Annotated in this window: 15 protein-coding genes and 1 pseudogene; all 16 read left to right on the top strand. The window is 59.4% G+C overall.

From position 1 onward, the window contains the following. The first annotated feature begins 47 nt into the window (after positions 1 to 47). The 16 genes and pseudogenes from WH299_RS19760 (at position 48) to WH299_RS19685 (ending at position 12730) form a co-directional block, all read left to right on the top strand. Positions 48 to 1043, top strand: coding sequence for a major capsid protein (locus tag WH299_RS19760; RefSeq protein ID WP_099602579.1), 996 nt, complete (start codon positions 48 to 50; stop codon positions 1041 to 1043). Positions 1044 to 1045: 2 nt separating this feature from the next. Beyond that, positions 1046 to 1366, top strand: a complete 321-nt coding sequence (locus tag WH299_RS19755; protein ID WP_074900473.1) for a head-tail joining protein — start codon at positions 1046 to 1048, stop codon at positions 1364 to 1366. Next, the gene (locus WH299_RS19750) at positions 1363 to 2019 is read left to right on the top strand and encodes a hypothetical protein (RefSeq protein WP_339551073.1); all 657 of its coding nucleotides are present in this window, start codon (positions 1363 to 1365) and stop codon (positions 2017 to 2019) included. Before WH299_RS19755 ends, WH299_RS19750 begins: the two co-directional genes overlap by 4 nt. Further along, positions 2012 to 2530: a hypothetical protein gene (locus WH299_RS19745; protein ID WP_339551072.1), complete on the top strand. Its 519-nt coding sequence runs from the start codon at positions 2012 to 2014 to the stop codon at positions 2528 to 2530. Before WH299_RS19750 ends, WH299_RS19745 begins: the two co-directional genes overlap by 8 nt. Next, positions 2527 to 3102 (top strand): phage baseplate assembly protein V, encoded by a 576-nt coding sequence (locus WH299_RS19740; RefSeq protein WP_339551071.1) that lies wholly within the window; start codon positions 2527 to 2529, stop codon positions 3100 to 3102. Before WH299_RS19745 ends, WH299_RS19740 begins: the two co-directional genes overlap by 4 nt. Positions 3103 to 3148: 46 nt before the next feature. Next, positions 3149 to 3340, top strand: coding sequence for a hypothetical protein (locus WH299_RS19735; protein ID WP_044286799.1), 192 nt, complete (start codon positions 3149 to 3151; stop codon positions 3338 to 3340). Positions 3341 to 3345: 5 nt separating this feature from the next. Next, positions 3346 to 3672 carry a GPW/gp25 family protein gene (locus WH299_RS19730; RefSeq protein WP_044286800.1) on the top strand — a complete coding sequence of 109 codons (327 nt, stop codon included), beginning with the start codon at positions 3346 to 3348 and terminating at the stop codon, positions 3670 to 3672. Beyond that, on the top strand, positions 3669 to 4556 hold the full coding sequence (locus WH299_RS19725) for a baseplate assembly protein (protein ID WP_069673269.1): 888 nt from the start codon (positions 3669 to 3671) through the stop codon (positions 4554 to 4556). Before WH299_RS19730 ends, WH299_RS19725 begins: the two co-directional genes overlap by 4 nt. Further along, positions 4553 to 5158 (top strand): phage tail protein I, encoded by a 606-nt coding sequence (locus WH299_RS19720; protein WP_339551070.1) that lies wholly within the window; start codon positions 4553 to 4555, stop codon positions 5156 to 5158. The genes WH299_RS19725 and WH299_RS19720 overlap by 4 nt, the downstream gene beginning before the upstream one ends. Beyond that, positions 5155 to 7017, top strand: coding sequence for a phage tail protein (locus tag WH299_RS19715; protein ID WP_339551068.1), 1863 nt, complete (start codon positions 5155 to 5157; stop codon positions 7015 to 7017). Before WH299_RS19720 ends, WH299_RS19715 begins: the two co-directional genes overlap by 4 nt. Before the next feature lie 3 nt (positions 7018 to 7020). Beyond that, positions 7021 to 7692 (top strand): hypothetical protein, encoded by a 672-nt coding sequence (locus tag WH299_RS19710; RefSeq protein WP_339551066.1) that lies wholly within the window; start codon positions 7021 to 7023, stop codon positions 7690 to 7692. Between the two features lie 98 nt (positions 7693 to 7790). After that, positions 7791 to 8966, top strand: a complete 1176-nt coding sequence (locus WH299_RS19705; protein ID WP_339551065.1) for a phage tail sheath family protein — start codon at positions 7791 to 7793, stop codon at positions 8964 to 8966. A 13-nt stretch (positions 8967 to 8979) separates the two neighbouring features. Continuing rightward, positions 8980 to 9483, top strand: coding sequence for a phage major tail tube protein (locus tag WH299_RS19700; RefSeq protein WP_068932994.1), 504 nt, complete (start codon positions 8980 to 8982; stop codon positions 9481 to 9483). Between the two features lie 14 nt (positions 9484 to 9497). Next, positions 9498 to 9770 (top strand): annotated as a pseudogene (locus tag WH299_RS19695) (phage tail assembly protein); the annotation flags it as partial. A gap of 24 nt (positions 9771 to 9794) precedes the next feature. Next, positions 9795 to 10100 (top strand): phage tail assembly protein, encoded by a 306-nt coding sequence (locus WH299_RS19690; protein ID WP_339551114.1) that lies wholly within the window; start codon positions 9795 to 9797, stop codon positions 10098 to 10100. Between the two features lie 140 nt (positions 10101 to 10240). Continuing rightward, positions 10241 to 12730 carry a phage tail tape measure protein gene (locus tag WH299_RS19685; protein ID WP_339551064.1) on the top strand — a complete coding sequence of 830 codons (2490 nt, stop codon included), beginning with the start codon at positions 10241 to 10243 and terminating at the stop codon, positions 12728 to 12730. The last annotated feature ends 1 nt before the right edge of the window (position 12731 follow it).

Below are 12731 nucleotides of genomic sequence, written 5' to 3'. Positions count from 1 at the left end.
CTTCAACCCGCATTGTGCGGGTTTTTTGTTTTCTGGAGACATGTTTCATGGCTGACATTCAAATCTTCAATGACGATGCGTTCTCAGTGTCTTCGCTGACCGCCGCAATCAACGAACAGGAGTACGTGCCTGGACGTATCGGCAGCCTGGGTTTGTTCCAAGAGGAGGGTATTACCACCCTTACGGTACAGATCGAGAAGGACGGTGACACCTTGGCATTGGTGCCGGCGGGTGAACGGGGTACGTCCGGTCTGGTGGTCGGTGGTACCAAGCGCACTCTGATTCCTTTCAATACCGTACACCTGCCACAACGCTTCACTATCAAGGCTGATGAGATCCAGGGCATTCGTGCCTTCGGCACGCGTTCCGAGCTTCAGTCGGTGCAGGACGTGGTCAACAAGCGACTGGCCAAGGCTCGTCGACAGTTGGACGTTACTCACGAGTTTCAGCGCCTTGGTGCGCTTAACGGCAAAATCTACGATGCGGATGGCAAGACGGTGCTGCTCGATTTGTATGACCGTTTTGGCGTTAAGCGAAAGTCGTTGTCGATGGGCTTGGTCGGTGAGACGAAGTCGTTTCGCGTGCAGTGTGGTGAGGCATTGGATATGCAAGAGGACGCATTGGGCAGCGTGACCCGCAGCGGCTCTCGTGCTTTCTGCGGTAAGAATTTTTGGAATGCGCTTTTGGAAATTGAGGAGGTGAAAAAAACTTACCTCAATACCCAACAAGCAGCTGCTTTGCGAGGTGATGCTCGCGAAAGTTTCGACTACGGTGGCATCACCTGGGAGCGATATCGCGGCAAAATCGCCGGAATGACGTTTGTGCACGATGACAAGGCGCTGCTGATCCCTGAAGGCGTACCGGACTTGTACATCTCGGTATTCGCACCTGCCGATTACATGGAAACGGTCAATACCGAAGGTGTTCCGTATTACAGCAAGATCGAGCCGCTGCCATTCAACAAAGGCATGGCTGGTGAAGCTCAGTCCAACCCGCTGCACATGTGCACGCGGCCCTTGGCGCAGATCCTGCTGGAAATGTGATCGTGGCCTTCCGCGATCTGATCGACGATATCGACGATGTGGTCTTCGAGACCTTGGGCGACAGTGCCCAGATCGAAGGCCGCGCCGAACCGGTGCTGGGGATGTTCTCGGCACCGTGGAAGCAACCTGCGTTCGGCAAGGTTCACTCCGCTATACGCGAGCCTCGCTTTGAGATCCGCGTGAAGGATTCGGAAGGTCTCAGCAAAGGCCTTCGGGTCACGGTCGACGTGCCGGCATTAGATGGTGGTGGCGAATACGACCTGCTGCAGCTGGAACCCAACGGTAATGGACTGGTGGCCTTGATCTTGAGGAAACGTGCATGAGCGTCGGCAGTTACGTACATAAGACGCGGGACAGCGGGATGCTCAATATCCAGCCGTCAGCGATGCATTCCCAGGCGTTACGCGAGTTCGGGCAGTTAGTGCCCAAGGCTGCTGCAGCGGCCCAGCGTCGAGCAATCAATAAGACGCTGGGCAGGCTGCGCACTCACATCGCCCGCGCAGTTGGTAAGCAGGAGCGGATCGCCATCGGCGCCGTCCGGCAACGCCTTCGGGCGTACCCTATCAGCGGCGGGGCGATGCGCGGCAAGTTGTGGTTCGGGGTCAACGCTATCGAGGCCAGTCGGATCGGGAAGGCTCGGCAAACCCGTGCCGGTGTGTCGGTGGCAGGGCGACGTTACCAGGGCGCGTTCTTTAAGCAGGTGTATGGGGGCAGCCCTGATATCTGGATCCGCACGTCGAGCAAGCATTTCAACGCCACGGACTACCCCGGCAGTACGCAGGGACGGCGCAGCTCTGGCTTCATCGCGGAAAGCGACAACCGCTTTCCGCTGGCGAAAGCCAAGGTGTCGCTTGACCAGGTGCGACCGCACTTCGATAGCTGGGTCAAACGCGCCGATGAAATACTGCTGGAGATCCTCAAGCAAGAACTCAACTTTGAACTGCAGAAGTACCTAAAGGGGATCGCCCGTGTCTGATCAGTCTTTCAGCCTCGCCCAGTTGTATGAAGCCGTCGAGCAGCACCTGCAGGAGCATCTACCGGGGATTCAGGAGGTGTCGTTCTGGCCGGATCTGTCGGCGGAGACCACCCTCCCAACGCCCGTGGTGCTGTTAGAAATGGCCGAGATGGAACCGGCGCAGGACACCGGTACCGGTGAAACCTCGCTGACCTGCAAGTTCGAGGCGCGAATCATCGTCGACTCGATCAGCACGGACCCGCAACGGCAAGCTGTGCAGCTGGCGTCTCAATTAGCGGTACTTTTGCGGGGGCAAAGCTGGGGCTTGGAGGTCGACTGCGCGCAGTTCGTACGCTCCACCCAGGACTGGACCAAGCCCGAACTGGACGGCTACTTCGTCTGGCTGGTGGAGTGGGATCAGACCGTTTACCTGGGCGTCGAGGAGTGGCCGTGGCCGGATGAACCGCCGGGTTCTCTGGTCATCGACCTTGGACCGGGTGTCGGACAGATCAAGCCGGAGGAACTGCAATGAGTTACGCCACGGCTCAGCATGATCGGATGATCGCTTCCACTGTGATGCCCTGCGTTGTTGTGGCGGTAGATTTGCCTGCCGCTATGGTGCGTGTGCAGTCGGGCGATTGGACCAGCGCCTGGGTTCGCTGGCACAGCCAGGCGGCTGGCAAGACGCGCCACTGGCGAGTGCCGAGCCTGGGCGAGCAGGGCACGTTGATCAGCCCTAGCGGCGAGCCGGCGATGGGCACGTTCCTCCCCGGTCTGTACGGCAATGCCGGCGCGCAACCGGACAACCGTGACCATGTCGAGGTTTGGCGGTTCGATGATGGCGGCTCCCTGATCTACGACTGGGAGGCCCACAGCTACACCATCGACCTGCCGGCCGGCACCGTCATGGTCAAGGTCGGTGGCTCGGTGCTGGAGATGACACCGGACAGCACGCGACTGGTGTCGGGCTCGATCAATCTGGTGGGCACCGTCACCATCGACGGTACAACCCAGATTAACGGCAAGTTGAATACGACCGGCGACATCAACAGTGGTGGCAAGGTCATCGACGTCGGCGGCAACACGCCGAACCATAAACACTGATCCCGACCCGCCTAGTGCGGGTTTTTCGTTTTAGGAGCATCCATTGATGAGCAGGAACAAACCCGACAGCCAGGACGAGATTGGGCCAGGCCGCGTGTTTCGCGACACGCTCTTTACCTCCCGTACATTGGTGCTGCCCGATGGCAGCACTATGGCCGTGAGCAAGGCCCGCGTGACGGCCACTACCGACGAGCAACTCGCTTTCCTTATGACCCACCCGGAAATGGTGCAGGAGTAACCCTGATGATCGGAATGGATCGCCGCACCGGTCAACCGCTGTCCGGGCTCGACCATCTCCGGCAGTCCATCGGGGACATTCTCTCCACGCCGGTCGGCAGTCGGCGGATGCGACCTGAATACGGCAGCCAGATCCGGCGCTTTGTCGACTTGCCGGTTAACGCTGGTTGGAAGAGTGCGGTACAGGCCGAGGCGGCTCGCTCGCTGGAGCGCTGGGAGCCGCGGCTAAAGCTCGAACAGGTGCAGGTTGTCGCCATTGTCGGCGGCCGCATCGACTTCAAATTAACCGGTGAATACCAGGGCGAACGCCTGCTGCTGGAGGTGTCGGCATGAGCACAGTGGATTTATCGGCACTGCCGGCGCCGCAGGTGCTGGAGGCCTTGGATTACGAAGCGTTGTACGAAGAAGGGCTAGCTGCCTTTCGTGGGCACATGGGCGTCAACTGGTCGGCAGCGCTGGAGAGCGACCCGGTAGTCAAGCTGGTGGAGCTGGGGGCGTACGGCAAGATGCAGAACCGGGCACGGGTTAACGATGCGGCCAAGGCGCTGATGTTGGCGTACGCCGAGAAGGCAGATCTCGACCAGCTTGCAGCCAACGTCAAACTCCAGCGCCTAGTGATTCAACCGGCCAACCTGCAGGCGGTGCCGCCAGTGGAGGAGGTCAGGGAATCGGACGATGCCCTGCGTGAGCGTATCCAACTGGTGTATGAAGGGTTGACCACCGCCGGCCCGCGTAACAGTTACATCTTCCATGCGCGCAACGCCTCGGCGCTGGTGGCTGATGCCACGGCAGAAAGCCCATCACCGGCCGTAGTGGTGGTGACTGTGCTGAGCCTCGCCGGCAACGGCAAAGCCGACCAGGCTTTGCTCGACCAGGTATACGCGAAGCTTAGTGATGATGACATTCGTCCGGTGGGCGACCGCCTTACGGTGCAAAGCGCTCAGATCCTGGAGTACCGGATTGATGCGGTGTTGCATATGACCGGTGCCGGTCCTGAAAACGATGCCTTCTTGGCTGAGGCGATCAAGCGCCTCGCGGCCTGGATCAATCCGCGTAAACGCCTGGCTCTGGAAGTCGCCCGATCTGCTATCGACGCGCAGCTGCATGTCGGTGGCGTCGGCCGCGTCGAGCTAAAAAACTGGGTCGACCTGAAACCGACCAAGTTCCAAGCAGCCTATTGCACAGGTTTCAGCGTTGTCCTAGGGGGTTCCACATGACCAGTCTGCTCCCCTTGAACAGCACACAACTGGAGCGTGCCATTGAGGCCGCCTTGGCCGAGAAAACCGAGATCCCGCTCCGTACGCTGTACAACCCTGACACCTGTCCGGCGCATCTGCTGCCTTGGCTGGCCTGGACCTGGTCGGTCGACCGCTGGGACAACAAATGGTCGGAAGCCGTTAAGCGTTCCGCCATCCGCTCCGCGTTTTACGTGCATGCCCACAAGGGCACCATCGGCGCGTTGCGCAGGGTGGTCGAGCCGCTCGGCTACCTAATCGAAGTGCTGGAGTGGTGGCAGACCACGCCCAAGGGCATTCCCGGCACTTTCGCCTTGAAGGTCGGCGTGTTGGATACCGGCATAACCGAAGAGATGTACCTGGAGCTGGAGCGTCTGATCGACGACGCCAAACCCGTCAGTCGGCCGTTGACCGGACTCGCGATTAGCCTCGAAACCCAAGGCGCCATAAACATCGGTGTCGCCCTCTACGAAGGCGACGTAATCGACGTTTACCCACCCGTGCAACGTGACATCGACGTCACGGGCTACATCGGCGTGGTCGGGCGCGAACACAGCATAGACACTCTGGACGTTTACCCATGATTGATCGCAACTCGCAATTTATGGCGATCCTCACCAACGTGGGGGCCGCGAAGCTGGCGAATGCCAACGCCCTGGGCATTCCCTGGAACCTCACTGCGCTGGGGGTAGGGGATGCCAACGGCACTGACCCAATCCCCAGTGCAACCCAGACCAAGCTGATCAACGAGCAGCGGCGGGCGCCACTGAATCAACTGCGCGTCGATCCGGTTAACGCGGCGGTGATCATTGCCGAGCAAGTGATCCCTGCAGACGTCGGCGGCTGGTGGATTCGTGAGATTGGCTTGTACGATTCGGACGGCGACTTGGTCGCGGTTTCCAATTGTGCGCCGAGCTTCAAGCCGGCGCTGGACCAGGGTTCAGGCCGCACACAGATTGTGCGGATGAACTTCATTGTTTCAAGCATCAACAACATCGTGTTGAAGATCGACCCCGCCATCGTCCTGGCGACTCGCGAGTGGGTTGATCTAGCGATCGCCGAGGCGATCAACAAGCAGGACTTCAAGCATTCGGTGTTGGTGGCCACCACGACCAACATCGTCTTGAGTGGCATTCAGACTGTCGATGATGTGTTGTTGTCAGATGCCGATCGTGTTTTGGTGAAAAATCGGACACTGGCGAAGGACAACGGGATTTACATCGTATCGGCCAGCGGTGCCTGGAAGCGTGCCCAAGATGCTGACACGAGTGTCGAGATGACACCGGGCTTGTTTGTGCACGTTGAGAAAGGTACCGCCAACGGTGACAGCGTCTGGCAACTGGTGACGGATGCTCCGATTGTCCTGGGCACTACGCCGCTGGTGTTCGAGATGGTCGCAGGGCGTACGGGCATAGGTGCGGGGACATATCGCAGCTTGACCGTAGACAAGAACGGCCGGGTTATCGCTGGGACAAACCCAACTACGCTCGCCGGCTATCAAATCAGCGATGCGTATAAGCGCACAGACGTTGATTCTCTACTGTCAGGCAAGGCTAACAACGCCATCACACTGGCAGGGTATGGCATTGGCGATGCATACACTAAGACTGCTGTAGATGATTTCCTTACTGGAAAGGCCAATAAGGCAACAACGCTCGGTGGTTACGGGATTTCCGATGCTTACACGAAAACAGAAACCAACGCGCTTCTTAACGCAAAGGTATCGATCACTAGCAGCGGCATTTCAGGTGTTGCGCCACTGATAACTGGGTCGCTTGCCGCTGTGCCTTCAAGCCAACTATTTTCGGCGGTTAGCCCCGGCACCACGGACACACCACCTAGCTATCCGAACACTGTTGGGATGCATTTTATTTTCGCCAACACCAGTTTCGGCGCCGATATAGGCATAAGTCTTAACGACAATATCGGCAATCTTTTATTCCGCAATTTAGGCCCGAACTCAAGCGGCTGGCGGAAGGTTTGGCACGATGGAAACTTTAACCCTTCATCCAAAATAAGCGCCACTGCGTGTTCGGAGGCTGGGTTTGCCAGTAGCTCCGTCAGTGCCCCATTCATGCGGCATACTGACGGCACTGTGGTCATGTTGCAGGTTGACCGGCCAAAGGATACTGCCAATTTTTCAGCCAGCGGGTTCAGCAAGAACGCTGACACAGGTGAAATTATTCAGCGGATGGAAGTGGCTATCGGCGACATCCCGTCTGGTGGGCGTACGATCGATATAACTTGGCCGTTTGCATTCCCAAACGCGTTTGTACATGTGACTTCTATTGTTTTCCGTACCGCGGATGCCACGGTGCGCCATGTCTCGAATGGTTACTATTCGATGGGCACGGTCAACGGCTGCCGCTTACAAATCGACGAGGCCGCACAGGTCGTTCAGCCTTCCTCGCTTACAGCGATTGTCACGGCACTCGGGAGATAAGTGATGAATATTTATTACAGCGCTAAGCAAAACTTATTTTTCAACGATGTATTCCACGGCACTCGCTTGATATCTGTTAGCGATCCTGCATGGGTTCGGCCTACCGTTAAAGCGCAGGATCCAAAGTGGACCCCGCCAGACATCGAGGTTGCAAACCCCGCATGGTCTGAAGACGCCGAGGATGTACCAGAGACTATATATGTGCCCGATCTTAAGGCAAAGCCACCGCTTATCGACGTTCCAGACGAGTCAGCCAACGCCCCAATAATTGAAGTGAAAAACCCAAAATGCTTACTACCACCGGAAGACGAGTTGGTGGATGTTTCAGAGGATGAGTATCAGAGGCTGCGTGCGATTCTTGCGACGAGCCCTTCGGTGATTACCAGTGACGATAAGGGGCGACCAATAGCTGTTCCTGCTCCAGGGCCTACACCGGAACAAGTGGCATACAGTGAACGCGCCTTGCGAGATAAAATGCTGTTGCTGACTGATCCACTGGTCGCACGTCACCGCGACGAACTGGAGTCCGAGCGTCCGACCACACTTACTGCTGCGCAATACAAGCAGTTGCAGGGCTACCGCCAGGATCTGCGCGACTGGCCCGAGTCGGAGCATTTCCCGGCAGTCGAGAACAGGCCTGAGCAGCCCGCCTGGCTGGCTGAGCAACTCCAATAACGCCCCGCACTGACGGGGCGTTTTCTTTTCCGCTATATGCATCACAACCAAACCCAGGCCTCGCTTATGCGGGGCTTTCTCGTTTCTGGAGTTCAACCATGAGTAATGCAGGTGGATTTTTTCACGGCGTCACGGTAACCAACGTCGACAGCGGCACGCGCCCTGTCTCGGTGCCGTCGTCGTCCATCATCGGCCTTTGCGATACCTTCACGCCTGGTCCCAATGCCAGCGCATTGCCCAATCAACTAATGCTGATCACCCGCGAGAGCGAAGCCATCGCCGCCTGGGGGCCAGATGCGGCGATCACCAAGGCGGTCAAGGCCATCTATGTTCGCTCCAAGGCCGTGATCGTCGCCTGCGGTGTGGAAAAGCTGGCCGACGCCGCCGCACAGACATCGGCCATCATTGGCGGCGTCCTGGCAAATGGCACGCGAACCGGGATGCAGGCGCTGCTCGACGGCAAAAGCCGCTTTAACGCGCAGCCTCGTTTGCTGGCCGCGCCCAAACACACTGCGACGCTGGCCGCCGCCACGGCGCTTGTGGCCCTGAGTGACAAGTTGCGTGCCCTGGCGATCATCGACGGCCCCAACACCACCGACGAAGCGGCCATGGAGTACCGCGAAAACTTTGGTAGCAAGCGCGTTTTCCTGGTCGACCCTGGCGTGCAGTACTGGGACACCGCGCTCAGTGCCACCATCGACGCACCCAGTTCCGCCTGGGTCGCCGGGCTCTTCGCCTGGACAGATTCGGAGTACGGCTTCTGGGCCTCGCCGTCGAATAAGGAGTTCGTCGGCATCACTGGTACGGGCCGCCCAATCGAGTTCCTGGATGGCGACGAAACCTGCCGGGCGAACCTCCTCAACAACGCGCAGATCACCACCATCATCCGTGATGACGGCTACCGCCTGTGGGGCAATCGCACCTGCTCCAGCGATCCGAAGTGGGCGTTCGTTACCCGTGTTCGGACCATGGACATCGTGATGGACGCGATCCTCTACGGCCACAAATGGGCGGTCGACCGTTCGATCACCAAGACCTACGTCAGTGACGTGACCGAAGGCCTCGCGACGTTCATGCGTGACCTCAAAAACCAAGGGGCGGTGATCAACTTCGAGGTGTTCGCCGACCCTGTGCTGAACACGGCCAGCCAGTTGGAGCAGGGCAAGGTGTACTGGAACATCCGATTCACCGATGTACCGCCGGCAGAAAACCCCAACTTCCGCGTCGAGGTCACCAACCAGTGGCTGACCGAAGTTCTCGACATCAACGCATAAAGGAGAGCCGCCGATGGTTCCGCAAACGCTCTACAACATGAACGCCCATATCGATGGCGTCAGCTTTGCCGGGGATATCACCAGCGTGACCCTTCCCAAGATGACCCTGAAAACCGAGGAGCATCGCGCCGGGGGCATGGATGCGCCGGTTGAGATGGATCAGGGCATGGAGAAACTGGAGGCCAGTTTCGCCGGCAAGGGCGTACGCCCTGAGGCCATGAAGTTTTACGGCTTGGCTGATCAGACCGCCTTCAACGCGGTGTTCCGTGGCTCCTTTAAAGGTCAGAGAGGCGCGACCACTGCGGTGGTTGCCACCCTTCGCGGCATGCTCAAAGAGATCGATCCAGGCGACTGGAAAGCCGGCGAAGCCGGCGAGTTCAAGTACGCCGTGGCGGTCAGCTATTACAAGCTAGAAGTCGCCGGTCGACTGATGTACGAGATCGATCCGGTCAACTGCGTCCGGGTCATCAACGGTGTCGATCAACTTGCCAGCGTCCGTCGTGACCTGGGTCTGTAACGGAAAGGTATCTCATGAAAAAGCTGAAACAACTTCCATCCTGGCTCACGGTCACCTCGGATAGTGCAACGGTCGTCCTCACTCGTCCAACCGATATCAACGGCGAGAGGCTCGAGCAGTTGATCCTACGCGCACCGACTCTGCGGGAAGTGCGCGCCTCGGACGCGATAGGCGGCGATGACGCGGTGTTGCGTGAAGTGACCTTATTCGCCTCGCTGACTAACGCGGGCACCAAGGACATTGATGGGCTCACGTTGGTTGACTACGGACGGGTGCAGTCGGCCTATTCCCGCATACTTCAGGACAGTGGTATTCCTGAGAAGAAGGACGAAACACCTGGCTGGTTAGCCCTTGATCTTGAGCGGGCGCTGGTGACGTTGTCCAAACCCTGCGAGATCAAAGAGGTGAAGGTAGACCGCCTGACTTTGCGCGCACCCACGGTTCGCGACGTGCGCGCTGCAGCTTCCGCCTCCAATGGCGATGACGAGCAGCGCGAGACCATCCTCCTGGCCAACCTTACTGAAACCGACATCAAGGATCTGGAGGGGCTCAAGCTGACGGACTACCAGCGGCTACAAGCCGCTTACTTTCGCCTGGTGCAGGATGACGGGGTTTAACGCCTCCCTTCAGAAGCAGGTCGCGAAACGCCTGGCTGCGGAGTTCTCCTTCGCGGCCTGCGAAATCGAGACCATGCCCTTTTCCACGATGATCTGGTGGCTCACGGACTGAGCCCCGCATCCCTGCCCGGAGTAATCCCATGGCAAATAACCTGGCGCTCGGCCTGGTCATCGGCGGCGCCGTCAGCTCCACCGTCGGCGCCGCCTTCAAGGACGTTGAAGGCCGTATCAAGAAACTTGGCGAAACCGGCACCAAGGCCCGCGTGCTGCAAAGCACCATCGGCGACACGATCCGCTTGCGAGACGAATGGAAAAAGGCCCACGACACTGGTGCGGCGTCGGCTGACGGTCTGTTACGAAAACTGGAAAACAACCTCAAAACCCTTAAAGAGCAGGGTATTGAAGTCGGCAAACTGCGCAAGGAATACCAGGCCCTCGGCCAAGTAGCGCGTGGCGCCGAACTCAAGGCGCTGGGCCACACGCAGATCCAGCAGGGCAAAGAGGGGATGAAGAACTCCCTCGGCAAAGCGGCGGCACTGACGGCGTCGCTGGCGATTCCGACTAAGGTCTCCGGCGATTACCAGGCGCAGATCCGCCAGATGTCGTTGTGGGCCCATACCGCCGGCCTCGGCGATGAGGCCGAACTGGCGGCGAGCATCAGCAAGGTCGCGGCGGAGAAGGGCATGAGCCAGCAACTGCTGGCGAAGTCGGTCGGCGCCTTGATCGAAAAGGGCGTGGATTGGGATGTGGCCACCGCCTATGCAGGGCAGATCGCCGACCTGATCGACGGCCAGGGCATGGAGCCTGAAACCATCGCGACCTTGATCAACTCCTTCAAGGAGGCGGGAGTCAAGCAGGGCGACATGGCGGCGATGCTGGGCCAGGTAGCAGCGGCCGGTGACATCGGCGCGTTCGGTCCCAAAGAGATGGCGCGGTATCTGCCGGCCATGCTCGGTAACATCAAGCGCCTGGGCATGGAGGGCCCCGAGGCGGTGCGCTTCCTCGGTGCCAGCCTGCAGTCGCAGTTCTCGCAAACCCAGGATGCGGCGGCGGCGGCCACCAACATGAACAACCTGCTCAACGCCGTGATCAGCAGCACCAGCCAGGAACGGTTCGCCAAGGAAGGTTACGACCTGGCCGGCTCGATTCTAGCCGCGACCAAAAGCGGTAAGGCGGCGAACCCAGTCGACGCGTTCATCATGCTCAGCGAGCAGTTGATCAGAAAGCAGGACCCGGCCAAGGCCAAGAAAATCGAGGCGCTCAAGGCCAAGATCAAGGCGTCGGTGGATGGCAGTGCCGAAGAGGAGCAGGCCATGATCGCCCTGACCGAAGCTGCCGGGTTGGCGAACATCGTCAGCGATCAAAGCGCCAGTGCGGGTCTGCTCGCGCAGATCAAATATGGCGACAAGATCAAGGCGGATATGTCGACCATCAAGGACACGGATGGCAAGGCCAAGATTGAGGCCGACGCGGCGAAAGCGCGGGAGGCGTCCAATCGCAGGTGGCAGACAGCGACCAATGGCATGGAAGCGTCGATGATCAGCATCGGTGATGCAATTCGACCGCTGACAGATATGGTCGCTGATGGGCTCGGAAAAGTGGGTTATGCACTGGCTGACCTTGGTGGAAAGTACAAACCGGTTGTTGCCGGCGCAGCCCTTTTAGCCGCTGGGCTCGTTACCTTGGGAGCGGTGGCGAGCGCGTACAAAATGGGTAAAGGCGCGTTGAACGTAGCACGTGGCTCGATGATGGGTAATCCCAATATTCCGCAAAAAGTCATCGTGACCAATATGCAGGTGGGGGGGCTTGATGGTGGCGGGCTTGATACCCAGGGCAAGAAAGGCCGTAGGGGGAAAGGCCGTAGGGGGCGAGGAGGCCGGCCAGCGATTGCTAATGTCGCATCGAGGGCTCCCGTCGGAGCCGCTGCTAGCCGGTTTGCGCCCAAGGCCATGATGGGCAAAGGCCTCGGATTCGCCAAGGTCGGCGCACCCATGGCGCTGATCGAGGCGGGATTGATTGCAGCAGATACCTATCAGAACGCCGAGACCCGCGACGAGAAAGCCGAGGGCTACGGCAACGCAGCTGGAACCTTGGCCGGTACGCTGGCCGGTGCAGCGGCGGGTGCGGCGATTGGCTCGGTGGTTCCCGTGATTGGCACCGTTGTCGGCGGACTGATCGGCGGGTTTCTGGGTAGTTGGGGCGGCGGGGAGCTGGGGAGTGCAGTGGGCAAGGCTGCATTCGGCGGGCCGGATGCCCCGATAGAACGTCTGGCTCAGCCCTCGCCCTTGCTTCTGCAGAAACCCAGTGGGCCGAGCATGTCACGGCTCGCTCAATTGGCGCCGACACCGGCCACCGGCCCTTTGATTGGAGATGTCGCTCGCTCGCTGGTGACGGCTCCACCAGCAGCGGCAGTGCCCGCATTGCTCAGTGCCGGCGCAGCAGCAAAACCCGACCCGGCTCGCGTCGAGCAGGCCTGGACGTTCGCCCCAACCATGCCGGTGACCGTGCAGGGTGACGTCAAGGATCCACGGCAACTGGCGCAGGAAATGATGCCGTACATGCGTCAGCTGTTCGAGGAGTTCAGCCGGGAGCAGGCGCGGCGCAATCTGTTTGATGCCCCTCACGTTTAAG

The organism is Pseudomonas sp. MYb541, from assembly GCF_037479595.1.
Classification (GTDB): domain Bacteria; phylum Pseudomonadota; class Gammaproteobacteria; order Pseudomonadales; family Pseudomonadaceae; genus Aquipseudomonas; species Aquipseudomonas canadensis.
Note: the sequence above shows the minus strand (reverse complement) of the source record. Positions and strands in the feature narration are given on the sequence as shown.

Coding starts and splice junctions, on each gene's coding strand:
- WH299_RS19760 (WP_099602579.1), top strand. CDS start 48: ATGGCTGACATTCAAATCTTCAATGACGATGCGTTCTCAGTGTCTTCG.
- WH299_RS19750 (WP_339551073.1), top strand. CDS start 1,363: ATGAGCGTCGGCAGTTACGTACATAAGACGCGGGACAGCGGGATGCTC.
- WH299_RS19740 (WP_339551071.1), top strand. CDS start 2,527: ATGAGTTACGCCACGGCTCAGCATGATCGGATGATCGCTTCCACTGTG.
- WH299_RS19735 (WP_044286799.1), top strand. CDS start 3,149: ATGAGCAGGAACAAACCCGACAGCCAGGACGAGATTGGGCCAGGCCGC.
- WH299_RS19730 (WP_044286800.1), top strand. CDS start 3,346: ATGATCGGAATGGATCGCCGCACCGGTCAACCGCTGTCCGGGCTCGAC.
- WH299_RS19725 (WP_069673269.1), top strand. CDS start 3,669: ATGAGCACAGTGGATTTATCGGCACTGCCGGCGCCGCAGGTGCTGGAG.
- WH299_RS19720 (WP_339551070.1), top strand. CDS start 4,553: ATGACCAGTCTGCTCCCCTTGAACAGCACACAACTGGAGCGTGCCATT.
- WH299_RS19715 (WP_339551068.1), top strand. CDS start 5,155: ATGATTGATCGCAACTCGCAATTTATGGCGATCCTCACCAACGTGGGG.
- WH299_RS19710 (WP_339551066.1), top strand. CDS start 7,021: ATGAATATTTATTACAGCGCTAAGCAAAACTTATTTTTCAACGATGTA.
- WH299_RS19705 (WP_339551065.1), top strand. CDS start 7,791: ATGAGTAATGCAGGTGGATTTTTTCACGGCGTCACGGTAACCAACGTC.
- WH299_RS19700 (WP_068932994.1), top strand. CDS start 8,980: ATGGTTCCGCAAACGCTCTACAACATGAACGCCCATATCGATGGCGTC.
- WH299_RS19685 (WP_339551064.1), top strand. CDS start 10,241: ATGGCAAATAACCTGGCGCTCGGCCTGGTCATCGGCGGCGCCGTCAGC.